This is a genomic window from Acidipila rosea, assembly GCF_004339725.1.
GTDB classification, from domain to species: Bacteria; Acidobacteriota; Terriglobia; order Terriglobales; family Acidobacteriaceae; genus Acidipila; species Acidipila rosea.
Window position 1 is genome coordinate 476,306 of the sequence record NZ_SMGK01000001.1, and the last position, 23,943, is coordinate 500,248.

Here is a 23,943-nt window from a genome sequence, read left to right on the forward strand (position 1 = left end):
GTTCGCGCAGTATGCCTTCTCCCGATCTCGCCGCTAATTCGAATCTTAGCTCCACGCTCCGCGAAAACCGCGTGTTTGCTCCGCCAGAGGAGTTTGCCGCGAAGGCGCATATCCGCGACCTGGCAGAGTACGATGCCCTGTATCAGCGCTCCATCGAGGATCCGGAGGGTTTCTGGGCGGAGGCCGCAGGGGAACTCGACTGGTTTACTCCATGGACAAAAGTGCTTGACTGGAACGAGCCGTGGGCGAAGTGGTTTGTCGGAGGACGACTGAACCTGTGCTACAACTGCGTCGATCGCCATGCGCTGGGCGGAAAGAAGGACAAGACGGCCATCCTGTGGGAAGGGGAGCCGGGCGAGGTGAGGCGGCTTACTTTCGGCGAATTGCACGAGCAGGTGCAGCGGTTTGCTAATGTGCTGCTTGGGCTGGGCATACGCAAGGGCGACCGGGTAGCGATCTATATGGGGATGACGCCCGAGCTGGCTGTTGCTGTGCTCGCGTGTGCGCGCATCGGGGCAGTGCACTCGGTGATCTTTGGTGGTTTCGCAGCCAACGCAATCGTAGATCGCGTCAACGATGCGGAGTGTATCGCTGTGATTACGCAGGATGTCTCCTATAGGCGTGGCGGAGAAGTAAGGCTGAAAGCAACTGTGGATGAGGCGTTGAAGCATTGTCCAACGGTGAAGCATGTGGTGGTCTACAAGCGAAGCGACGCAGCAGTTGAGATGAAGTCCGGTCGCGACCAATGGTGGCATGAGCTGATGGCTGCTGCCGGCGCAGAGTGCCCGGCAGAACCGCTCGATTCAGAAGATCCGCTCTACATCCTCTATACCTCTGGAACGACAGGTAAGCCGAAAGGGCTCGTGCATACGACCGGTGGCTATGCCGTTCAGACGTATCTGACGAGCAAGTATATCTTCGACCTGCGTGATCAGGATGTGTACTGGTGCACGGCTGATATTGGCTGGGTGACCGGGCATTCTTATGTCATCTACGGCATCCTCCAGAACGGGATTACGACCCTGATGTATGAGGGAGCGCCAAATTATCCTGACCCGGGCCGCTTCTGGAAAATTATCGAAGAGCACAAGGTTTCAGTGTTCTATACCGCGCCTACAGCGATTCGTGCGTTTATCAAGTGGGGCGACGAATATCCTGCTGCGCACAACCTGGATTCTCTGCGACTGTTGGGCACAGTAGGCGAGCCGATCAACCCGGAGGCCTGGATGTGGTATCGCGAGGTGATCGGCAAAGGACGCTGTCCGATCGTCGATACCTGGTGGCAGACCGAGACAGGCGCAATCATGCTGGCGCCCATCCCTGGCGCCGTTGCAGCCAAGCCAGGATCGGCGACCAAACCTTTCTTTGGGATTGTGCCGGAAATCGTCAATAAGGATGGTGGTCCTGTTCCCGCAGGGCAGGGTGGTCTCCTTGTGATTCGGAAGCCGTGGCCATCGATGGCACGCACTATTTATGGAGATGCCGACCGGTACGTGAAGCAGTACTGGACGGAGGTGCCCGGTTCGTACTTTACCGGGGACGGCGCGCGCATGGACGAAGATGGCTGTTATTGGCTGATGGGGCGCGTCGATGACGTCATCAACGTCAGCGGGCACCGGCTTGGAACCATGGAGGTTGAGTCCGCGCTTGTCGCTCACCCCAAAGTGGCTGAAGCTGCAGTCGTCGGTAGGCCCGATGCAATGAAGGGCCAGGCGATTGCTGCCTTTGTGACGATCGAGAGTGGTCATGAGCCATCGAAGGATCTCAAGGATGAACTCCGTGCCTGGGTTGCCAAGGAGATTGGAGCGCTGGCCAGGCCAGATGATATCCGGTTTACTGATTCGCTACCTAAGACCAGATCGGGAAAGATCATGCGGCGACTCTTGCGGGAGCTGGCAACACACGGTGAGATCAAGGGAGACACGACCACTCTTGAAGACTTCAGCGTGATCGCAAGGCTCCGGGAGCAGGACGAATAGCCAGTCTGCTTCGGCGACATTACTCTGTCGTCCTGACATCGATGATCGGCTCCTTCTGGACGCCATATTCGTTGAGGAGCACAGCGACGAGCACGGCGGTCGGAACAGCGACCATGGCGCCGACTACTCCCGCCATGGAAGCGCCGAGAAGCAGAGAGATCACCACTGCCAACCCGGCAAGATCGACGCTGCTCTGCATGATGCGAGGGGTCAGGAACGAGGTTTCTATCTGGGCATAGATCGCATAAAAGATAATGATGCCCAACACATGGCCCCAGGAGTCGATGGCTGCCACCAGAAGGGCAAGGGAAACCGAAATCAGCGCACCTGCAACCGGGATGATGTTGAAGACACCCATCAGGACGCCCAGTGCATAGGCGTAACGGATCTTCAGCGCAACGAAAACAATGGTGCTGGTAATACCGAGGATCAGCATAAGCGACCCCTGGCCGAGAAGCCACTTGCCCATACGGAGCTCAGCCCGGCCTAGAGTCTGATCAAGCCGCTGGCGATGCTGGACAGGGAAGAAGCTGAGTATCCAGCGGTAGGCCGTATCCCCCTCCAGCATGAAGTAGACGGTCAGGACAATCCCAGTCACAATGTCCGCCACTTTCCCAGCCCAGCCCTTGATCGAGACGAAGACGTAAGTCGCGAAGTTCGAGGCAAAATCCTGAAGCTTTGTATTCAGGGATGAAACGTCGACGTGGCGCATAAAAGGGAGCCGATGAATGCGATCGAGCATTTTAGGACCGCGCGTGGGTAGCTCAGAGCCGAACTCCTTCAAGTCTCGGATGACCGGAGGGAGCGCAAAAGCGATGAAGAGCGTGACTGCTCCTGCAACGGCGAGCAGAAGAATCAGGACAGCCAGGCCCTTTCCGGGATGCCACTCACGGATGCGGAGGCTCATGATTCCGTTGAGAACCGGAGTGAGAACGACAGCAAAGAGCGCGCTCACATAGATAAGCACCAACACATCACGCACGAACCAGGCCAGGCAGAGCAGGAGAGCGAGCGCGAAGGTGAAGACTATGTCACCTCGTCGAGAGGACTGCCGCTCAGTTTTGATGTTCAAGATCCTGTCCAACTTTCTCTGTTCCTATTGTCTTGTCCACTGGAAGTGCGGCCGCAATCTTCATAGCTGTCTCGGTCGGGGAAATCCCGCTTGTCGGGACGATAAGATGCGCTCTGCGGAAATGCGGAAGCCGGCGTGCGAAGCGTTCCTGAAGTTTTTCGCGCTCAAGCAGCACGGGGCGAATGGCTGCACCGGGTTGCTGCTCGCACCGCTGTAACAGGATGTCGAGAGGTGCATCAAGGAAGACCAGAAACGTTGCGGGATCGGTTAGGAGTAGCTCCCGGGTTTCGCTTGTTTCCAGGGCTCCGCCGCCAAGCGAGATGACAGAGTGGCTTTCCACCAGAAGTGAATGGATGGTCTCTGCTTCCAGTCGGCGAAAAACTGCCTCGCCGCCAGAGGAAAAGATCTCTGCGATGGTTGCTTGGTTCCTAACCTGGATGACTTCGTCGGCATCGAAGAACTGCCAGCCAAGTTGTCGGGCGAGCAGACGCCCCACCGTCGACTTGCCCGCTCCCATAAACCCGGCAAGCACAACGCGCTCTATCTTACGATTCAGGCTCCCGGCCTCTGTGTGCTCCATGAATGCGCTCGTCTAGATTTTAAGCAGTAAATCTGCGTAGAAAAGCGAATTCAAAAAAGGAAGTGACGATTAAGGGCGGCCATTGTCCGGTTCACGGCGAAGTGCCGATTGAATGTTGTCCCAGACAGCTGGAGCCGGGTCGTGAATAGGCAGGAGCAGTTTTGCTTGAGAGGCAATATACTCCAAGTCCCGCACGAGAGCCGCGCAGTTCGCGCAAGTCTTGACATGCTCTTCTTCGCTGGGGTTTTTGCCGGACTCAAAGAGATCCGGCAGCATTTCCTGAAACTCTGCGCAGGTCATGATCTTTCCATTTGGCCGCTCGGGCTGGCGGGCTGTCATACTTGCTCCTTGCGCTGCCCAGAGCGCAGTAGGTCACGCAGTTTCATGCGCGCCTTGTGGAGTTGAGATTTACTATTGCCGATTGAGCAGGTTAACATCTCGGCGATCTCATTGTGTTCATAGCCCTCTACGTCGTGGAGGACAAAAACGAGGCGATAGCCGGGGGGAAGATTTTCCACGGCGCGTTCAAGGGCGACCCGGTCAATCGATCCTGAAAGGGTAAGGTCGCGGGCACCAATGTCCTTCCTTGGCCCATCGTCCTGCGAGGGCTCAAGTGTCTCCTCCAGAGAAACCTGAGGCAGGCCTTTTTTGCGAAGGTGCATCAATACGACATTCACCGCAAGCCGGTGAAGCCAGGTAGAGAATGCCGAGTCGCCGCGGAATGTTCCGATTTTGCGATAGAGCTGCAGGAATGCTTCCTGCGTTAGATCCTCAGCTTCCGCCACATTGCCGAGCATGCGCAGACAGAGCGAGTAAACGCGGCGCTTGTGCAGCGCATAGAGCGTCTCAAATGATTTTGCGTCGCCGGCCTGTGCTGCGGCAATCGCTTCTGCTTCTCCGGCAATAGGAGGATTGCGGCGCAGGTGGTGATTGGCTGGCTTCCCGGGGGTCGGTCCCGGAGTGGATTCTGGGCTCATCCGGGGATTATCCTTGTTCTGCTGCGGAGGTGTGCTCCTGGTGGCAATGCGTGTCTCACTCTCTACTATTGTATTCGCAGTGGAGCTCATAGCTGGTATGGCGACAATGGATGCTCTGGCATTTTATGTCTAGGCGTGTTGGAGGGGGAGGCGGGTGGTTTGGTTGCTTTGGGGGCTTGGGTGGCCGATGGTTTGGGCTTTATGTCCCTTCGCGCAGACGAATCGTCTAATCTATCAGAATGGCGGAGCTAAAGAGCGCTCAGGTTGGAGTTGTCTTCGATGTTTTGGTGATTGGCGCGGGGCCGACTGGATTGGCCTGCGCCATTGAAGCGAAACGTGCGGGTCTGCAAAGCGTCCTGGTAGATAAAGGATGTCTGTGTAACTCAATCTTCCATTATCCGGCGCATATGACCTTCTTTACGACACCGGAGTTGCTGGAGATAGGAGATATACCTTTTCCGAGCGCCAACCAGAAGCCGACCCGTAACGAGGCTTTGGAGTATTACCGCAAAGTCGCAGATCACTATGAACTCGACATCAGGCAATACCAGACAGTGAAGAAAGTAAGTGGTAGCGATGGGGATTTCCTCGTCGAGACGGAAGATAAGTATGGGCGGGGCCTGGCTTATTCAGCGAGAAAGGTCGTGGTCGCCACTGGCTACTATGACTTGCCGAACTATCTTGGGCTACCGGGGGAAAACCTCTCCAAGGTGCTTCATTATTACGATGATCCGCACCCATACTACAACCTGGATGTACTGGTAATCGGTGGGAAGAATTCCGCAGCAATTGCTGCGCTCGAGTTATGGCGTCACGGAGCGAGGGTGACGATGGTGCATCGAGGTCCTGACATCCATCGCCATGTTAAATATTGGATCAAACCCGACATAGAAAATCGAATCAAGAACGGCGAAGTGAAGGCGCATTTCTCCAGTTACGTGACATCGATCACCGAAGATTCTGTACATATCGCTACTCTGGAGAGAGAGCTGACTTTACGTAATGATTTTGTTTTTGCTTTGACGGGATATCACCCTGACTTTGACTTTCTTGAATCGTTAGGGGTGAGAATCGAGGGTGAGGATCGCTGCCCGGTATTCGACGAAAAAAGTCTCGAGAGCAATGTTCCAGGCATTTATCTGGCGGGTGTCATTATCGCTGGGTCCCGTACCAACGAGATTTTTATAGAGAATGGACGTTTCCACGGGCGGCAGATCGCCGACGATCTGAAAGAGAAACTGGCTGAGGTCAATCTAAGCCGGCGCTGAGTGGAGGCATAGGCAATCCAATGTGGCTGACTGGACCCCGAACGATACGCGGTCAACTTATCGCAGCGCTGGTTGTGTTCGAAATGCTTGTGCTTGGCGGATTTGCATGGCTGCTGATCAGGGAGCAGAATGCAGAGCTTGAACTGCGAATCAGCCGGCGGCTTGAGTTCCAGGCATCGCAGTTAGCCATAGAGGCAGCCGCGGCCATCCGTGGCGGTAACGTGGCCCCCATCCAGGAGCTGGTATCCGGGATGACTCGCTTCCCCAGCATAAAAGCTGTCCAGATTACCGACCCGACAGGTCGAACGATGTTCAGCAGCGATCCGGCAATGGATGGCAAGATCACACTGAGCCAAAAGGAACGCGTCTATCTCAGATATCTCTATCAACCGGTTATCTTTTCCCCAGGTAAATCTCACGAAGTTGTAGCTCCGATCAGGGTCGGAGATAAGGTGGTGGGGCTTGCGTGGATCTATCCTCATGAGTCTGAGGACCGCCTTCAGTTGCGTTCCCTTATGCGCCTGTCCCTGGTTTCGGGCGTGATGGTGGTGCTGGGGTGCACCTTGCTTGCAAGCCTGCTGGCGCGGAGCATTACAAAGCCTCTTGGCGTGCTCATGCGAGCGACTCGACAGATTGTTCGCGATCCGGAGGACATGAGAGGATTTCCACTCGAAGTGCATGGCAGGAATGAGGCAGCCGACCTCACCCTGGCCTTCAACAGAATGGTCGCATCGCTCGATGAACAGCGCGCGGGATTGAACGACACGCTGGCGATCCTCGATTCGATGCTGGCTAATGCGCCAATCGGGCTGGTGTTTCTAGATCGGAAGTACCGCTTTGTGCGGGTGAACCAGTTTCTTGCAGAAATCAGTCAGAAAGGCATGACGCATTATCTGGGGCGCACGCTCGATGAGGCGATGCCTTCGTCGGCTGCACAACAGTTACGGCCTGCACTGGAAGAGGTGTTTCGCACCGGCAATGCTATGCGCGATATCGAAGTCCAAGGCAGTTTATTGGCGAGCTCCGCGCGTCCTCTTACCTGGCTCGTAAGCGTCTATCCGGTTCGCTCCGGCCCCGCGCAGGAAGTGCGGTGGGTAGGTGTGATTATCGTCGACGCGACGGAGAGGAAACGGTCTGAGGAGGCGTTGCGGAAGACGGAGAAGCTGGCAGCCGCAGGCAGGCTGGCAGCTTCTATCGCGCACGAGATTAACAATCCTCTGGAAGCGGTAACGAATCTTCTGTTCCTGTTACGCAACCAGAGTTCGCTCGATGACGAGGCCATCTCATATGCTGAAATGGCACAACATGAGGTTGCGCGCGTCTCGGAGATAACGCAGCAGACACTGCGATTCTATAGGCAGTCTACCGTGGCCACCCGCGCGAGCATCACCGAGTTGATGGATTCCGTTCTGACATTGCATCAGGGACGAGTCGGCTCACTGCAGGTCGTGGTTGAGCGGAGATATCGCGATGACGCAGAATTATTTTGCTTTTCAGGGGAGATGCGCCAGCTCTTTGCAAATCTGATCGGAAATGGACTTGATGCCATGATGCCGGCTGGCGGCAAGTTGCGTATCTCAGTCCGTCGCTCTCGCTCGTGGAGGGAGCCCTGCACTCCAGGGATTCGATTGTCGGTTACCGATTCAGGCTGCGGCATGAAAAAGGCCACGATTGAACGCATCTTCGAACCATTTTTCACAACTAAAGAGGCTACGGGTACCGGTCTTGGTCTCTGGGTGAGTGCAGAAATCATCCGCAAGCATGGCGGGAGGGTAGCCATCCGCAGTCGAGAGGGTAGTTCTCCCGGGTGCGGAACCATCTTCATGCTCTTCTTTCCAGAATTGCCAGCTGTTACTCCTGAGATGGAAGCCCAACCTGTAGGCGACTCAGTGAATGCGTAGCGTGCAGATCTCAGGGAATTTGAAGTGATCTCTAAATCCCGCTCGCAGGACGCGCCAGACAGCGACTTGCACTGTTCACGGAAGCACTTTTCGAGCGGGTCACATGGAATCGGTGTAGCCGTAGATAACGAACCCGCAGGCCCCCCATCGAGTGGGGGAGGGTATGCGGTTCGCGGTTAAGATCGACCAAAACCAGCAGTGCTGCCTCGGCGGGATTGTCCTCGCTTTGTGTAATACCCACTCCAAAGATCGCAGGATCAGCCATGAGTGTGGCGGCCACCTGTCTCTGGATAGACGCCGCATGCGCCAGCACTTCTGCTGAAAGATGGATGCCAGAAACGGCTGGCGGTCTCGATGGAGTGCTTCCTCGGGTAACGCTAGCCGAGTCCGTAGCAATGACCGCAGTGCGGACACCATCAATACTTTGCGGCAGGGTGGCTGGCGGCTTCTGGTGGTCAACATAGACAAGAATGGCCGGCTCACCTGGCGCATCCGCGCTAAATCCGGTCTCGATACCCAGAATTCCGCTTTCTTGGTTGATCAGCATGGCGCTGGCAGTCTCTGCTGCATGATGGGCAAGGGACTGGAGGCGTGGAGCAAGCGGCGCGGGCGGCGGAGAATTGTCCGTGTCGTAGTTCAAACAGGAAACTGCGTGAGGCGAAGTCGTTCCTATCACTGTGAGGCGGCTGCCGACACTCATGCTTAGTTGCGCCAGGACGTCAGAAATTGGATTTGCGATACTCATGCCGTTGCCATGGCCATCTGTTCCACTGGCAAAAAACAAGCCTAATGGCTCGGCATTGGCCGAATCGACAACCAGGGATCCCGAGTCGCCACTGTCAGAGAAGCTATCCCCGGCGATGCCGATCTGTCCGGTAAATAGCTTGGTTGTGTAGGGCTCCGTCTCTGCGCAATCCCTGAAGTAGTCGATCTTGACCGAAAGATCGACAGCATTGACGGTGGAACAGGTCAATCCGGTGGTGCGGCCGCTCTTCGCTACATGTAGATCGCCGAGATTCGCCGCGGTCAGAGCCTCACCGGAGCCACTCATGGGCGGTGCAGCTTCAATCAGGCCCCCGGAGATCGGTGTGCCAAGATCAAGTATGCTTCCGCTTGCATCCACCGCCCCGGGAGAGGTGGCGGCAATAGCTGCGTCTACATTAGTCGCCGGAGAACTGAGCGGAGCGAATGCCTTAAGCACACCAACAGCGCGAGCGGTTGAGCCTGACTCGCTGGGCGGACGGCAGGCATCGTCGATGAGTCCCGGCTGGATGATCGAATCGCCGGGCTGGGCCTGGTCGGATTCGGCGAGGACGTGATTATTGCTGAGGATATATTGGTTCCCGCTACTGTCCTTGAGCAGAGCGCCGAGCGTCCCGCCGCAGCAGTCTGCAATCTTCTGTGAGCCTGCCCGGGTCTCAAAGGTATCGTAATCACCTTCGTTTCCACCGGAACTGCCCATCTTTACCGGGCCAGTCTGCACTGTCTGGTTCATGGCGGGGTCAGCAGCTACACCGTTGTGATTCAGCAGGATATGGAGAACCGCGGGAGTCGCTGATGGCTCCTCATCGGATGGAGCAGTGGCGATGCTCACTAGCGCCTGCACATAGACGGCAGAAGGCCCGCTCAGACCAGTGGGAGCAGTATAGGTTGCCTTGCAGACGGTGTATCGATGTTCCCCTCGCTCACAGGGGAGGGGGGTGATGGTGCCGAGCATGTTTGCCTCTGCCCCGCTTGAGGGCGTGACGGCAAGCTTCCATGTGACGGAGCCAGAACCCACTTCTGCAATTTCTGCTTTGACCTCTAGGGTGCCGCCGGCAGGCACCGCAGCATTTTCGGGCAGTAGAGACTGGATAAATCCGGGAGAGATATTGAGCGTAGTTGTTGCGGTGACAGCAGGGTTTGACTGCAATGCCGCTGTGACCTCGATTTTGACCGCGTCCTGAGATAGAGCAGAAGGAGGTGTATAAAGACCGTTTGCGTCAACGCTACCTTCGCCGAGGGAAGCATCGTTGTTCCCGCCACTGACAGACCATCGCACTGCTGCTGGCTTGCCATCTCTGCCAATGGCGGTGAGTTGGCTCTGCCCGTTCGTCGTGATCTGGAAGGCGCCGGCCTGGACAGAAAGGTTGGAGTTGCCCGATCCTCCCGCACTGCCGGGCTGGAAGGCGCCGCAGCCGCACAGCGCGCCGGTTAACAGCAGCAGGGGCAAGCTACGGCGATAGAGCGTGAAAGGCATGATTCGAGAGAGCAAACCATCCTTATTGAACACGGAAACCGATCACAAGTCACGAGATGACGCGACGCAGAAAGCCCCGCACACCGAACCAGCCCAACAATGCAAAGGAGATGAGCAGCGCGAGAAGGATCAATGCAGAGGGCATATGCGGGACATTTGGGGTCAGTGCGGCGCGTAACCCTTCACTCATGTAAACGATCGGGTTGATGAGCACAGCAATCTGCAGCCAGCGCACATGATAGAGCAGGGCCCATGGATAGTAGACACAGCCAAGGAATGTGATCGGGACAACCACAATCGAAAAGACCAGGCCAATCTGTCTGGGTTCCACATTGGCGCCGATGGCGAGACCGAGTGCACCTGCTACCAGGCTCGCAAGCACCAGAACGGCAACAAGCATGAACCAGCTGCTGACATGCGCCTCGACGGGTTGGCTCGGAATGAAGTAAGCGAGAGGCAAAACAAGCAGTGCAGCGAGGATGCTTTGCAGCGCGCTAAAGCATACCTTTTCAAACGCCACTGCAATGACCGGCAGCGGACACATGACACGATCATCGATTTCGCGGGTGACGCCAAACTCCGTTGATAGAGGAAGGGCGACTGCGGCAATGCCGCTGAACATAATTGCGACTGCCATCAGCCCGGGCAGGAGCACGGTAGCGAAATTGGTGCCGCCGCCCATCATGCTCCCCTGGCCAATGCGCGGCATAAGGAAGGTAAAGACGAAGAGAAACAGGAGCGGCTGCATGATGACCCGGACCACAAAAGGCCCCAACTCCCGGCGCAGTACGCGAAAATCTCGGAGAATGAGGCCGGCAAAGGCCCGTGCGGTGGTAGCGGTAGGATTACTCACGCAGGTCCCTTCCTGTCAGCTGGATGAAGACAGTCTCAAGGCTTGGCTCGTTGATGGTGATGTCGCGAACACCGAAGGGTTGCGCAGCCTGTACGAGTGCCGGAAGCAGGCCGTCAGTAGAGGCGGCGAAGATGCGCACGCCGTCGGCGATCTCCTCTACGCGGGCTTCACCTGCAATCTCCTTCAGATTGCCAAGCAGGACATGAACTCCAAGCTGGTCGCGAAGCTTGAGATCGATGATGGTACCCGCGCCGAGGCGGGACTTAAGCTGCTCAGGGGTATCAAGTGCGAGGAGCTTGCCGTGATCGATAATCGCCACCCTGTCGCATAGTTCATCGGCTTCCTCCATATAGTGAGTGGTGAGGACGACAGTAATGCCCTCAGCCCGCAGACCGCGTACAGCATCCCACATAGCGATGCGGCTCTGCGGATCAAGTCCTGCGCTGGGCTCATCGAGAAAAAGGACGGCTGGCCGGTGAGCGATAGCCCGGGCAATCTGAACTCTCTGCTGCAAGCCGCCCGAGAGCTGCGATGGAAAGGCTTTGCTGCGTTCAAGCAGATGGAACTGGTCAAGCAGGCTGTTGGAGCGATCGCGAGCTTCGCTATTCGAAAAGCCGAAATATTTGCAGTGATAGTAGAGATTCTCGAAGATGCTTAACGAGCGGTCGAGCGTGTTGTACTGTGGCACGACCCCGATGTTCCGTCTCGCCATGGCGGGCTTGGCGACGACGTCAATGCCGCTGATGCGGATGCTGCCGCTGGTAGGTCGTGCGCGCGTCGTCGCAATGCTGATGGTTGTCGTTTTGCCAGCGCCGTTCGGACCAAGCAATCCGAAAAGTTCACCCGCCTCAACGTTCAAGTCGATCCCGTTGACTGCGACTGTGCGCTGCTGCTTGTCCTGGTATATCTTCGTCAGCCCTGAAATCTCAACTACCAAATGCTGGCTCCATTGAAGAATGAATATGCTTCCGAATTATACGGAACCCCAGCAGCGCTCCTGCGTGGATGCCAAGCCAATGTGGATCAGGCAGCAGCGCTAGACTCGCTATGATCGGTGGGAAGCATAGCGCGGACTGTTGTGTTCACTTGGAACTGTGGCAGCTTTCTGTTGTACGCCTTTCTCAAGAGGCGAAGCTGCCGCCTTCCCATCGGGCGCATGGTTTCAGTGGAATAGTAGACCCGTCTGCCACAATCGAGACATACCTTGTAGGTCTCGCGATTGAGGGTGAACGGACGGGTCAATTTGTTATGGCTGCAGCCAAGGCAGATTTCAACAAAGAAATTAAAAAACTTATGAAGAAAGCTCATCGATCAGCTCTCTCCTTTCAGGTCGTGGATTGCTAAAGCGTATTCGGCTTTTTGGTGTCAGGCCTAAGATGCAGCCTGTACACTTGCTGTTACGAGTTATTGCACGCGGATGACCAGTTTCCCGAAGTGCCGCCCAGCTTCCATTTTTTCGAGGGCCTTTCTAGCGTCCTGAAATGCGAAAACCTCATCAATGACAGGCTTCAGGCCATGCATCTCGATGGCTTGATTCATGGTGAGAAATTCAGTTCGTGAGCCTACATAAATGCCCTGTACCTGAAGCTGCTTGTGTAGCAGGGGGCCGATCTGAAAGGGCTCTGTAGCGTGGCTGAGCACGCCGATCTGGGTGATAGTGCCACCGGTACGAGCAGCCTTCAGCGACTGTGCAAACGTTCCCGATCCGCCCACCTCGACTACAAGATCCACCCCTTCGCCGTGGGTCTGGTCCACTGCCCACGCAGCCCAGTCAGGAGTGGTCCTATAGTTAAGCCCCGCGTCCAGGCCTATCTTCTGTGCACGGCTGAGTTTGTCATCGCTGCTGGATGTGCCAAGAACCCGAGCTCCGAGCATTTTGGCAAACTGTAGAGCAAAAATAGAGACGCCGCCTGTACCCTGAATCAAAACCGTACTGCCCGGCTTTACATTGCCGGAGCGGACAACCGCGTTCCAAGCGGTGAGGGCAGCGCACGGCAGCGTAGCGGCTTCCTCCCAGGAGAGATGGGTCGGCACAGGAACGACACCCGTTGCTGGCAGCACCACATACTCTGCTAACATGCCGTCGATGTCTCCGCCCAGGGCGCCCTTCTGCTTCGCTGCGTGGGGAGAACCATCGAGCCAATTCTGCATGAAGATACCCGCAACCCGATCACCCGGCTTGAACGTGGTTACGCCTTCGCCGACTGCCGTTACTTCGCCAGCCCCATCCGAAAGCGGAATGCGAGGCAGCGCCATCTTTGGGTTGTATTTGCCTAAGACCATCATCAAGTCCCGGTAGTTTAACGACGTCGCATGGATTTTGATGACTACCTGTCCCGGGGCGGGATGCGGCATGGGAAGATCGTTAAGTTCAAGATTATCAATGCCAAATGAAGATATTTGCCAGACTTTCATAGGGACGGCTCCGTAAAAAAAACGTGGGCAATGCAGTATGTAGATGCGGACAGCGTTAGCTTTGATGCGAAAGCGGGTTACGATAGAAGTATGGCTCGAGGGTGGGAGAGTAAGTCCGTGGAAGATCAGATTTCCGATAAAGACATTGATGCGGGTAAGGCCGCAGCTAAAAAGCAGGATGGTATTACGGCTGCCGTACGCAAGAGGCAGCAGCAGGAACTCGAACTGCAGCGCGAACATATTCTTGCCGCGCGAACATCGAGTCCTCACCGGCGCGCGGCCCTCGAAGCGGCTCTCGCCGATATCGAGGCCCGCATGGCCAAGGTGTAAATTACGACTGTTTCCTATTGAAAAGCAAAGAGTTAGCTTGATCGACAGACGTTAATAAGACCCGGGCCACGTTCACGTGAGCGGGTCGCGTTACCGCCCAGAGGATCGAGTCTGCTACGTCCTCTGGAGTCAGAGGCGTTAGGCCTTGGTATACCTTGGCTGCTCTGTTTTCATCGCCTCGGAAACGCACTTTGCTGAATTCCGTCTCTACCATTCCCGGATCAATGGTGGTGACGCGGACCGGTGTTCCCAGAAGGTCCTGACGAAGGCCGTCATTGATTGCGCGTTCAGCGGCTTTGGTTGCACAGTAGACTGCGCCATTAGGGTAGGTCATCTCTCCCGCAGTCGAGCCAAGGTTGACAATATGTCCTTGCCCACGCTGTACCATTCCCGGGACAACTGAGCGGGTGACATAGAGCAGACCCTTTATGTTGGTGTCGATCATCTCTTCCCAGTCTTCGACGCTTCCATCGTAGAGCTTGTCGAGACCCCGGCTGAGCCCAGCATTATTGATAAGAATGTCCACGTTTCCCCACGGTGAGGGCAATTCCGCGAGTTTTTGTTGTACCTGTTCTCTGCTCCGGACATCTAGTGCAAAATTATGCACACTTCCCGCCCCGCTCTCGAGAAGTTGCGGCTTCATCTCTTCGAGCCTGTCGAAGCGCCGCGCGGCGAGGAGCAGGTTTGCACCCTCAGCTGCGAATGCGCGAGCGCAGGCATATCCAATGCCGGCACTTGCGCCGGTGATAAAAACGATGCGATCGTTCAGTTTCTGCATAGGCATCATCCTAAACCCGACTCGCTCTTGACGGACTTATAGTAGCCCGCAGCCCAGTCCTGGTCTGCAAGCCCTGCTTTGCTGGCTCTATCCATTTGCTGCTGAAATGAGTCGGCTAGCGGGGTCGCTGCATGACTTGCTACTGCTGCCTCGCGGAAGAGACGGGTATCTTTGGCCCCTAGAGTAATTGTCGCGCCGGGAATAGATGGCGGGTTGAGCATGACTTTGCCGTAAGCCTGATAAAACGGCGATTGGAAGAGAGCATCGTTAACCGCTTCCAGGTAGAGCGCAGGATCTATCCCCTGCGACTCGGCATATACCAAACCTTCGCTGAGCGAGGCGATCATCGCTGTGATAAGGAAATTGCCACCAAGCTTGAGCGCGTGCGCCTGCTGCGGCTCGCTACCCACCACGCTGAGACCGCGACTGAATGACTGAAGCAAAGGGAGTACACGGTCGAGAGTAGATTGGGGCCCAGCCACTGTGATCCAAAGTTTCCCTTCAGCCGCGACATTGGGTCTCCCAAAGACAGGTGCTCCGATGTAATGCTGATTCCGGCTAGCATGTTCGCGCGCCAGACGCCGAGATAATTCGACGCTGATGGTACTCAATGAAACGTGGACTGCACCCGTAGGTAGCGCGTCGACCGCACCTTCAGGATGCAGCAGGACCTCCTCGTGCGCCGCGTCGTCCATGAGCATGGTGAACAGGAATTCACAGCCCGTCGCCGCTTGAGCTGGCGACGATGCAACCTTTGCCCCCTGCGCGGCCAGCTCATCCGTTCGCGATATGGTGCGGTTCCAGACGACCAGATCGTGGCCGCCTTTCAGCAAGTGCCCGGCGATGGCCGAGCCCATTTTGCCCAGTCCTAGAAAAGCGATTCTCATAACTGAATGAATAGATGCGACAAAAGAAAAAGGGCTGCGCTAAAGTTACAGCACAGCCCTGCAGCACGGATTCAGTTACTGTGGTGGCACATTGGAGACGCCAGTGTTGTTTGGCGTTTGGGGTGGGCTTGGTGGTGCGGGTTGTGCGTCATTCCCAGCTCCGGGCGCCTTTTCCTGTACACCGATAGAGTTGCCGGAGACGACCAGTTGTACTCTGCGGTTCTGTGCGCGGCCATTGGCCGTTGAGTTTTCGGCGATAGGATTATTCTCGCCGTAACCTGTCGCAACGATATTCCCCTGAGCTACTCCCTGAGAGACGAGATAATCCCGAACCGCATCTGCACGCTCTTGAGAAAGCTTCTCGTTGTATTGCTGTGAGCCAACGTTGTCCGTGTATCCCTCGATCTGGAGCTTCAAGTCGGGATAGGCGAGCAATATGCCAGAAACTTTTGCCAGCTTCTCGCGGGCGTCCGGCTTGAGATCGTATTTATTGAATGCGAAGAGCACGTCTGACATGTTGATGATGAGACCGCGCGCCGTTTCGCGGGTAGACAGAACCTGATTGAGTTGTTGCTTCAGGCGCTCGCGCATCTGCGCCGTCTGGTCGACTGCCTGCTGCTGCGCGTGCTGAGCTAAGGCTGCCTGCGCCTGGGCTTTCGCAGCTTGTGCCTCGGCTTCAGAGGCCTGTGCTTCTGCCTGTGCGCGCTTGGTCGCCTGTTGCTGTGCCTCAAGCTGGGCTTGTTGGGCTGCCTGCTCAGCTTGTTCCTGCGCCTGTTGCCGACGTGCAGCCTCCTCGGCTTTTTGCTTCCGGATGCTCATAATGCGCGCATCTTCCGATGCCTGGACGGCTTCACGAGCATAAGTGATCTCTTGCTTCCGATTGCTCTTATGCGTGTCCATGGCCTGGGCATTCTGCAGGTCCTGTTGCGCCGTGGCCAGGGTTTCCGGAGCATATTTTTTAGCGCCTGCAGCCTCTGCTATCTGGATTGCATTGATTGCTTCATAGAGCTCAAGCGGAGATTTTTCGTTTCGGGTGATCGGATGAAGCACCGCATTCTGACTGGCAGTTTTCTCATAGGCTCCGCGTGGTAGGAGCGAGTAATGAGCGTTGATCTGTTCCAAGATGCCGGCGGTTTTGTCATGAAGAATGGTGTTCTGCAGTACGACGACATCGCTCGGCATCGTCACTGCAAAATATGGCTCAGCAGTCACCACAAGCCCGAAGCTCTGCAGATCTGTAGTGACAGTAATGTCGTTCTTTGTACCTTCAGGTAAAATCTCGCCGAGATTGATAGGCCGCCCTTCCGGGGTAATTGCCCAGAGGACATAGGTGAGGTACTCAATGCCGAAACTGTTCGCCGGCTTCAGGCCTTGAAAGCGCGCCTTAATGACCATACGGCCGCGCTCACTGGATACCTCAGCAGAGCCCTTAGCTCCCGGCAGAAGACTTGTTCCCTCGAAACCTATTTTCGTTGCGCCACTCCGGTGGAAGTAATTGATTGCGGGTATATCCCGCCCCACAACCTCAACCTTATAAACAGCGACACCGTCACGCATCTCAGCCTGTGGCTGTTTTCGTTGATCTTGAGTTTGAGGCCACTTGTCCGTCGCTGTGGGATTCATTTCCTGGGCGAGAAGAACGCTTGATGAGGCACAAATAGCGAGAAAGACCAAAAGATTTTTCTTACTCATGAGAGGATTTATTTACTCCTAAAGTACGGACATTCGAGGCACACGCAAAGCTCTGCTAGAGTGGATGCGCCTGCGAGCAAGACAGGTGCTTGCGAGTGAGAGTCAGAAGTAAGGTAGCGTGAACTGAATAATTACGGTCGCGGGGCAACCAATTGGTGCGCAATCGCAAATAACGCTAATTCGAGGCGAGTGGATACACCCGTTTTGTCGAAGATGTTCGAGAGGTGGCGCTTCACGGTTTCTTCGCTGAGGCTGAATTGCTTGGCAATATCTCGGTTGCTGCAACCTTCAACGATGCAGCCAACAACGTCCAGCTCACGGGGAGTAAGCCCGTAGGTTTTGCGATCAGGTTTGGCATTCTGCTGCATGAGTTCATGCAGGGCGTTCACTAGATTAGCCACTCGACGTCCGCCAATCCAATAATCACCAGAAGATACAGCGCGTATCGCAGTTGTCAGATGGTCGGTGAGAGCATCTTTGAGCACAATGCCTCGCGCTCCCACCTGCAGCGCTTCGATGATCTGTTGGGTCGTGATCGTGCTGGTGAGCAGAATGATTTTGACGGTGGGGGAACCGTTCATGATCGTGCGCATAGCTTCAAGGCCAGGCAGACGCGGCATCTGCAGATCAAGGAGGAGTATGTCGGGCATAAGCTCCACCGTTCGAGAGATGGCCTCCTCGCCGTTAGCCGCCTCTCCAACGACAACAAAAGAGGCATCGTGAAGAAGCATGTTGCTGACGCCGATTCGAACGACAGGATGGTCATCCGCTAGCAGAATGCGCAGCCGAGGAGATGAAGATGCTGAGCCGTTATCTGCTGATGGAACACTGCCTGTCGAAAACCTGGTTTCTCTATTCGCCATCCAGTACACGCTCCAGTTCGTTACATGCTGCGGCGAGTTGATCTAATGCCTGCGTCAACTCTTCGTTATTCATGTTTTGCAGTTCGATGCGTGCCGCAATGCCAGAAAGCTGCGTCGCCCCAATCATACCTGCACCACCCTTAATCGCGTGGGCAGCGGCGCGAACACTTGCCAAATTTCCTGTCTGCGCATTGCTCCGCATGGCTTCAAGGCGTGTGCGGGTGTCATTGACACTCGCCGTATATATCTCACGAACATCGGCATGCCGCATCATGGCTGCCAGTTTGTCGTAAGTTTCCCTTCTTAGCACTTCGGCAGGGTTAGAACAAGAGTCTCCCGGAACTGGTTGCCCTGGTTTGGCAAGAGCATGCGTAAATGCATTGAGATCCAGCGGTTTACGCAAAAATCCATCATAGCCGTCAGGAATACTATCCCCGCTGGCACTCATGGCGAGCAGGAGCGTGGCTGCTCCTGTAAGTATGCGCAACGCACCAGCAAGACTCTTGCCGGCCAGTCCTGGCATCTGCATATCAATCAGGAACGCTGTTGGAAACGAAGTGCGAGGCAGCGAGTGGAGCTGGTGGAGAGCCTCTTCTCCAGATGAGGCAGTCAGCACACTGTAACCAGCAGCTTCGACCTGCAGAGCGACCAAGGCCAGGCTGAGCGGATCGTCGTCGATGATAAGGATGGTTGCGATAGCGCTTATACTGGCCCCAGAAACGGTATTGCATTCCTGCTCTTTATCCACCGCGCGAATTACTCACTGCTGCTGGTTGTTGATGTGACGTCATGTCCCCCCAAAAAAGCGGATGAGCGTCAGCGAATTACCTGCTCGACTTCATTCATCCAGTCGGGAGGTTTAAGAATTTCTCGCGGCTTCGAGCCATCCGCCGGGCCCACGATGCCGTCGCGCTCCATCATATCTATCAAATGGGCAGCGCGGCCATACCCAATGCGAAGACGCCGCTGCAGCAGGGAAGTGGAAGCCTTCCCGAATTCGAGCACCAGCCGGACGCCGTCTTCATAGAGTTCGTCGTTCGAGTCTTCGCCGTCACCCTCCTCCAGATCGCGGCCACGATCATCTTTTGGCCCTTCGAGGAATCCCTGCACATATTCCGCCTCGCCTTGCTTCTTCCAGAACTCCGTCACCGCGGCAATTTCCTTTTCGGTCACAAAGGGAGCATGCACGCGCTGCAGTCGGGAGGTGCCTGGAGGCAGAAAGAGCATATCGCCCCGCCCGAGCAGCGACTCGGCGCCATTCGAATCAAGGATGGTTCGCGAGTCTACTTTCGTGGCAAGGCGGAAGGATATTCGAGTGGGAACATTTGCTTTAATCAGTCCAGTGATGACGTCCACGGATGGTCTCTGTGTAGCGAGTACCAGATGGATGCCGACAGCGCGCGCCATCTGCGCCAGTCGGGTGATAGCCTCTTCAACATTGGCCTTGTCGAGCATCATCAGGTCAGCGAGTTCATCGATGATGATGATGATGTAAGGCAGCGGATTTTCGTCTTCGCCGTCCTCGAAAAGCGAGGGGTTTTCAAACAGCTTGTTGTATTGATCTATGTTGCGGACGCTGCGCGATGCCAGGAGCTTGAGGCGTCGTTCCATCTCGCGGACCGCGTTGCGCAGAGCGTTCGCGGCCAGCTTAGGTTCGGTAATGATGGGGGTGAACAGGTGAGGAATGCCCTCATACATGCCGAGTTCGACACGCTTCGGATCCACCAGGATCAGGCGCACCTGTTCAGGTGTTGCTTTGAAGAGAACGGACATGATCATGGCATTGATGGCAACGGACTTGCCGCTGCCAGTTGAGCCGGCGATCAGAACGTGCGGCATCGTCGCGAGGTCGGCAGTGACGATGCGGCCATTAATGTCCTTGCCCATCGCCAGAGTCAGCTTGCTCTTAGGACTGGAGAAGTTTTCCGCTTCCACGATATCGCGGAGCCAGATAGTTTCACGAGTATGGTTTGGTACCTGAATGCCGACTGTGCTTTTGCCAGCCATGCGCTCAATGAGGATGCTCTCGGCCCGCATCGCAAGACAGAGATCTTCAGAAAGGCCTGTGACTCGACTGTACTTGACCCCTGCCTCAGGGCGGAATTCAAAGGTAGTGACCACCGGACCGGGATTTATCTGCACAACCTGGCCGCCAACGTCGAATTCGGCGCACTTCTCAACCAGCACCTTGGCTTCTTCTCGAAGCTCGTCTTCGCGAATGGTCTGCGATTCCTCGCTGCGATGGAGCAGAGTGCTGGGCGGCAGGCGATAGCCACTGACCGTCTTTGGGGTGAGTGTGACCGTACGGATCTCAGCGTCTGCGCGCTCGCCAACGGCGATCGAGCTCGGTGGCTCCGGCAACGGTTCCGGATCGGGAACGGAAGCGCGAGGCATCTGCTCCCATACGCTGCGCTGTGGGGGTGCCTCATGCACTGTCTCCGGCGCCTGTTCCTGCTCATGCATGGCCGCAAGCTCTTCCTCTTCGCGCATGGCCGCCAACGCGTCTTTACGACGCTCGGGAACCTGTTGTACCGGTTCCGGCACTGGCTTGACCTGCTTGGGGGCCTTGGGCTGGGTGGGGGCTGCTACTGCCTTTGCCTGAGTCGTGGCCCGCGCCGCCTCCACTCGGGCTGCCTGCTTCTGTTCGCGGGCGCGAGCGCGTAGCTGCTTCCAGCGCGTGAAGCGGTCGCGCCATGACTGGATAAAGGCAAAACGAACGGCAAGCCATTCCTGGGCCGTGTTAAGGCTGAAGGCTGTCGATAAGTAGAGGGCCACGGCGACCATGCTGATGGAGACGATCCATGCGCCGGGCAGATTGAGATAGCGGACGAGGAGACCGCTGACCAGAAGACCTATGAGACCCTCAACCGGCAGACCCCGGAGCAGGTGCAGGTGCCCTGGCAGCAGCCCGAAGATCGCCGGAAGGAAGAGCAAACAAAGCAGCGCGCCAAGGAGCTTCGAAAGGGACGAACCTGTCGGCCGAGAGCGCATCCACGCCATCGCTATGCTGCCCAGGAGGAGCGGTACACAAAAAGCCGCCAGGCCTTCCATCTGGAGAAGGAGGTCACTGGTCAATGCACCTGCGCGGCCAATCCAATTGCTGACAGCCCGGCCAGGGTCGCTTACAGTGTTGAACGACGGATCGGAGGGGTGAAACGAGATCAGAGAGAGGAGCAGAAGAGAAGCGGCGACCAGCAGCAGAAACCCAAGCAGCTCGTTCAGGCGGCGGTTGCGAGTTGGCGAAAGGGCCAGTTTAAGGGGTTTCATCGTAAGCAATTCCGGTGCCTGCCGCGCACAGACATGTGTTGCGGCCGCACGGCGCAGAACCCCAGAGCAGCTTTATTATCCCAGACGGCGCCTCGAGAGGAAACGAGAATCTTAAGCTAGGCATCTTCGGAGGAACTAGCGAAGGGAGACTTAAACTCCAGGCGTGTCTCTCTCAAGTTTTTGCTCTCGCGCCAGGATCTCTGCTGTTTCAAGGGGAGTGAGCTTTTGCAGCAGAGCTAGAAGCTGTTTTGGATCGAAGCTTTCAAGGTGATAATCCGCTCCCGGGCATTGCTCGGCCCCAGGACTGAGGATCGAAACGATCGGGATATCGCTGCGGATAGCCTTCAGTTGCCGTGCCACCTCTCCGCAAGGGGTGTCGCGCATATCCGCATTGAGCACAATTCCCGTGATTCCAGGAAACTGCTCAAAAGTATGCACCGCTTCTGGGCCGCTGTAGGCAGTGATGACATTGTATTTGGCTGTTTCCATGACCAGCTTTCGGGTGGAAATAGTCCCGGGGAATTCACGATCAACAATGAGAAAACAGGGCCTGACCATTTCGCAATTAAACAGCATCGAGAGCGCCACCGTCCAAGGACCAGCTGGTTTGACCCCCTCCTGAAAGCTCCGTAACATGAATGTAGACCATTCAGCACCTCATTTCCCGCGCCACCGCATTGATCTCGGAGGCATCTTAAATGGGTGTTGGACAAGCAAAATATCCGGAAGGCACACGTTGAGTTCAACAGAAGTAGTCAACAACACCCAGCAGACCGATCCTGCGATCGATACGGCCACGCAGGAGAACCCCGAACACACCCATGATCACGTTCATGATCACCAACACGGTCCCACGTTGAATCCCGAGTGCAGCCGTGAAGTTGAGATCGAAATCGCGGCTGACGAGGTGACGCGCGCCTTTCGCACAGTATTGAAGCGTTATCAAAAGCAGGCGCGAATTCCCGGCTTTCGTGCAGGGAAAGTGCCCGAGTCACTGATTCGGACACGGTTTGCGGAGTCGCTGCGTCAGGATGTGGTTGAGTCAATATTGCCGACACATTTTCGCGAGGCTATCGAGAAGCAAAATCTGACTCCCGTTTCTCAGCCACAGGTGACTGATCTACACCTTCAAGAAGGTGATCCTCTGAAGTTCAAGGCCGTTTTCGAAGTTCTTCCCGAATTTTCGATCGAAGGCTATCAGGATATTAAGGTAGACAAGCCGTCCACAGAGTTGATGGATGCTGAACTCGATGCAGAGTTAGATCGCATCCGTGATTCACGGGCGACAATGGAGCCTGTGGCGGAAGAGCGCCCTCTGGTTGAGGGGGATTGGGCGCAGATCAGCTTCAAGGGCGAATTCAAGCAGGACGAGTCGACCACTGAGCAATCGCAGCCTATTACCGGCGAAGAAGTCATGATCGAGGTTGGTGGGCAGAACACGCTGCCGGCTTTCAATGACGCGCTTAGAGGCGCCAGCACCGGCCAGCAGTTGAAGTTTGAAGTTAGCTATCCGCAGGAGTTTGGTGAGCCTCGGCTTGCCGGTAAGACCATTGCATACGACGTCGAAGTTAAGGGTGTTAAGAAGAAGATCCTGCCTGAGCTGAGCGATGAGTTTGCCAAGGAGCTTGGCGAATATGAGAGCCTTGAAGACTTCAAACAAAAGTTAAAAGAGCATTTGCAGCTCGACAAGCAGCGAAAGCTTGAGGCGGAAACTAAAGACAAGCTGGTCGAAGCGATGCTCGCGAAATACCAATTCCCGGTGCCTGAGTCGCTGGTGCAGCAGCAAGTGGATGCGCGGCTTGATCGCGGTCTCCGTGCGCTTGCCCAGCAGGGGATGCGCACGGAGGATATGCGGAAGCTCGATTTCGCACGGCTCCGCGAGGCGCAGCGTGAGTCAGCTGTGAATGAGGTGAAGGCATCAATCCTCCTAGATCGGATTGCAGATGCTGAAAGTATCAAGGTAGACGAAGGCGAGGTCGACCGTGAGCTGGAGGTTATCTCATTGCAAACAAGGGAGCCCTTGGATTCGCTGCGGACGCGTTTGACGAACGATGGCAGTCTAGCTAGAATCCGTGAACAACTACGCAGAGACAAAACGGGAAGCGTGCTTTACGAGAGATTAGCTTCCTAGATACGGTTCCGGATGCGGGAGGCCTGGAAGGCTAGGCCTCCTGGATTATCTTTCGAAGTTTTCTGATCGGAGCTTTCGAGCTTCGGGGAGTGAGAGAAAGAGAAGCATGGCACTCGTACCTATGGTGATCGAGCAGACGAGTCGAGGCGAGCGCGCCTACGATATATATTCCCGTCTGCTGCGCGACAACATCATTTTCCTCGGCACGCCTATCGATGATCAGGTCGCGAATCTGATCATTGCGCAGATGCTTTTTCTCTCTGGTGAAGACCCGGAAAAGGATCTCCAGCTTTACATCAATTCCCCGGGAGGTTCAATCACCGCTGGCCTGGCTATTTATGACACCATGCAGTTCATCAAGAACGATGTGGTGACGTATTGCATTGGGCAGGCTGCCAGCATGGGTGCATTTTTGTTGATGTCAGGCACGAAGGGTAAGAGATTTGCGCTTCCCAACTCCCGGATCCTGATTCACCAGCCGTCCATGGGTGGTCTTTCAGGTCAGGCCACAGATATTGATATCCACGCCCGCGAAATTCTTCGCATTCGCGAGATTACGAACAATTTGATGTCGAAGCATACCGGCCAGACGCTTGAACGTATAGAGCGCGATGTGGAACGTGACTTCATCATGAACGCCCCGCAAGCGAAAGAGTACGGCATTATCGACGAGATCATCGACCGCCCGCGCACCTGAATGGCGGTCGAACC

At 55.9% G+C, this 23,943-nt stretch carries 21 protein-coding genes; 6 read left to right on the forward strand and 15 right to left on the reverse strand.

Annotated elements, in window-relative coordinates:
- Window positions 1-11 precede the first annotated feature (11 nt).
- Complete coding sequence (acs, locus tag C7378_RS01985) at window positions 12-1,979, forward strand: acetate--CoA ligase (RefSeq protein WP_131991176.1); 1,968 nt, start codon at window positions 12-14, stop codon at window positions 1,977-1,979.
- 19 nt (window positions 1,980-1,998) lie between these two features.
- Here acs and C7378_RS01990 read toward each other — a convergent pair whose 3' ends face one another.
- From C7378_RS01990 to C7378_RS02005, 4 genes are all read right to left on the reverse strand, one after another.
- A complete protein-coding gene (locus C7378_RS01990) occupies window positions 1,999-3,051 on the reverse strand; it encodes an AI-2E family transporter (protein ID WP_243647996.1) in 1,053 nt (350 codons plus the stop codon).
- Complete coding sequence (locus tag C7378_RS01995) at window positions 3,035-3,631, reverse strand: shikimate kinase (protein WP_131991180.1); 597 nt, start codon at window positions 3,629-3,631, stop codon at window positions 3,035-3,037. The genes C7378_RS01990 and C7378_RS01995 overlap by 17 nt, the downstream gene beginning before the upstream one ends.
- A 69-nt stretch (window positions 3,632-3,700) precedes the next feature.
- The gene (locus C7378_RS02000; RefSeq protein WP_243647997.1) at window positions 3,701-3,970 is read right to left on the reverse strand and encodes an anti-sigma factor; all 270 of its coding nucleotides are present in this window, start codon (window positions 3,968-3,970) and stop codon (window positions 3,701-3,703) included.
- On the reverse strand, window positions 3,967-4,608 hold the full coding sequence (locus tag C7378_RS02005) for an RNA polymerase sigma factor (RefSeq protein ID WP_131991182.1): 642 nt from the start codon (window positions 4,606-4,608) through the stop codon (window positions 3,967-3,969). The genes C7378_RS02000 and C7378_RS02005 overlap by 4 nt, the downstream gene beginning before the upstream one ends.
- A gap of 239 nt (window positions 4,609-4,847) precedes the next feature.
- Between C7378_RS02005 and C7378_RS02010 the strand changes: the two genes are divergently transcribed.
- Both C7378_RS02010 and C7378_RS02015 read left to right on the forward strand, forming a co-directional pair.
- Window positions 4,848-5,876 carry a YpdA family putative bacillithiol disulfide reductase gene (locus C7378_RS02010; protein ID WP_131991184.1) on the forward strand — a complete coding sequence of 343 codons (1,029 nt, stop codon included), beginning with the start codon at window positions 4,848-4,850 and terminating at the stop codon, window positions 5,874-5,876.
- Window positions 5,877-5,896: 20 nt separating this feature from the next.
- Window positions 5,897-7,777 carry a sensor histidine kinase gene (locus C7378_RS02015; protein WP_131991186.1) on the forward strand — a complete coding sequence of 627 codons (1,881 nt, stop codon included), beginning with the start codon at window positions 5,897-5,899 and terminating at the stop codon, window positions 7,775-7,777.
- A gap of 31 nt (window positions 7,778-7,808) precedes the next feature.
- Here the strand turns inward: C7378_RS02015 and C7378_RS02020 are convergent, their stop codons facing one another.
- From C7378_RS02020 to C7378_RS02035, 4 genes are all read right to left on the reverse strand, one after another.
- Window positions 7,809-10,031 (reverse strand): hypothetical protein, encoded by a 2,223-nt coding sequence (locus C7378_RS02020; protein WP_131991188.1) that lies wholly within the window; start codon window positions 10,029-10,031, stop codon window positions 7,809-7,811.
- Between the two features lie 34 nt (window positions 10,032-10,065).
- Window positions 10,066-10,869 (reverse strand): ABC transporter permease, encoded by an 804-nt coding sequence (locus C7378_RS02025; protein WP_131991190.1) that lies wholly within the window; start codon window positions 10,867-10,869, stop codon window positions 10,066-10,068.
- On the reverse strand, window positions 10,862-11,806 hold the full coding sequence (locus tag C7378_RS02030; protein WP_131991192.1) for an ATP-binding cassette domain-containing protein: 945 nt from the start codon (window positions 11,804-11,806) through the stop codon (window positions 10,862-10,864). Before C7378_RS02030 ends, C7378_RS02025 begins: the two co-directional genes overlap by 8 nt.
- Before the next feature lie 467 nt (window positions 11,807-12,273).
- Window positions 12,274-13,284 carry a zinc-dependent alcohol dehydrogenase family protein gene (locus C7378_RS02035; protein WP_131991194.1) on the reverse strand — a complete coding sequence of 337 codons (1,011 nt, stop codon included), beginning with the start codon at window positions 13,282-13,284 and terminating at the stop codon, window positions 12,274-12,276.
- A gap of 117 nt (window positions 13,285-13,401) precedes the next feature.
- On the opposite strand from C7378_RS02035, the gene C7378_RS02040 reads away from it, so the two are divergent.
- The gene (locus C7378_RS02040; protein ID WP_243647998.1) at window positions 13,402-13,614 is read left to right on the forward strand and encodes a hypothetical protein; all 213 of its coding nucleotides are present in this window, start codon (window positions 13,402-13,404) and stop codon (window positions 13,612-13,614) included.
- A gap of 1 nt (window position 13,615) precedes the next feature.
- Here C7378_RS02040 and C7378_RS02045 read toward each other — a convergent pair whose 3' ends face one another.
- The 7 genes from C7378_RS02045 to C7378_RS02075 all read right to left on the reverse strand — a co-directional run bounded on the left by C7378_RS02045 (window position 13,616) and on the right by C7378_RS02075 (window position 21,677).
- On the reverse strand, window positions 13,616-14,392 hold the full coding sequence (locus C7378_RS02045; RefSeq protein ID WP_131991196.1) for an SDR family oxidoreductase: 777 nt from the start codon (window positions 14,390-14,392) through the stop codon (window positions 13,616-13,618).
- 5 nt (window positions 14,393-14,397) lie between these two features.
- Window positions 14,398-15,279 (reverse strand): NAD(P)-dependent oxidoreductase, encoded by an 882-nt coding sequence (locus tag C7378_RS02050; protein WP_131991198.1) that lies wholly within the window; start codon window positions 15,277-15,279, stop codon window positions 14,398-14,400.
- 75 nt (window positions 15,280-15,354) lie between these two features.
- Entirely contained in the window at window positions 15,355-16,836 is a 1,482-nt protein-coding gene (locus C7378_RS02055) for an OmpA family protein (protein WP_243647999.1), read from the reverse strand.
- A 266-nt stretch (window positions 16,837-17,102) separates the two neighbouring features.
- Window positions 17,103-17,834 (reverse strand): response regulator, encoded by a 732-nt coding sequence (locus C7378_RS02060; RefSeq protein WP_131991202.1) that lies wholly within the window; start codon window positions 17,832-17,834, stop codon window positions 17,103-17,105.
- A complete protein-coding gene (locus C7378_RS02065) occupies window positions 17,824-18,582 on the reverse strand; it encodes an Hpt domain-containing response regulator (protein WP_131991204.1) in 759 nt (252 codons plus the stop codon). The genes C7378_RS02060 and C7378_RS02065 overlap by 11 nt, the downstream gene beginning before the upstream one ends.
- Before the next feature lie 68 nt (window positions 18,583-18,650).
- On the reverse strand, window positions 18,651-21,101 hold the full coding sequence (locus tag C7378_RS02070) for a DNA translocase FtsK (protein WP_131991206.1): 2,451 nt from the start codon (window positions 21,099-21,101) through the stop codon (window positions 18,651-18,653).
- A 150-nt stretch (window positions 21,102-21,251) separates the two neighbouring features.
- On the reverse strand, window positions 21,252-21,677 hold the full coding sequence (locus C7378_RS02075; RefSeq protein ID WP_243648000.1) for a response regulator: 426 nt from the start codon (window positions 21,675-21,677) through the stop codon (window positions 21,252-21,254).
- A 58-nt stretch (window positions 21,678-21,735) separates the two neighbouring features.
- Between C7378_RS02075 and tig the strand changes: the two genes are divergently transcribed.
- Together tig and clpP are read left to right on the forward strand one after the other, a co-directional pair.
- Entirely contained in the window at window positions 21,736-23,232 is a 1,497-nt protein-coding gene (tig, locus tag C7378_RS02080; RefSeq protein ID WP_131991208.1) for a trigger factor, read from the forward strand.
- A gap of 40 nt (window positions 23,233-23,272) precedes the next feature.
- On the forward strand, window positions 23,273-23,929 hold the full coding sequence (clpP, locus tag C7378_RS02085; protein WP_279388572.1) for an ATP-dependent Clp endopeptidase proteolytic subunit ClpP: 657 nt from the start codon (window positions 23,273-23,275) through the stop codon (window positions 23,927-23,929).
- The last annotated feature ends 14 nt before the right edge of the window (window positions 23,930-23,943 follow it).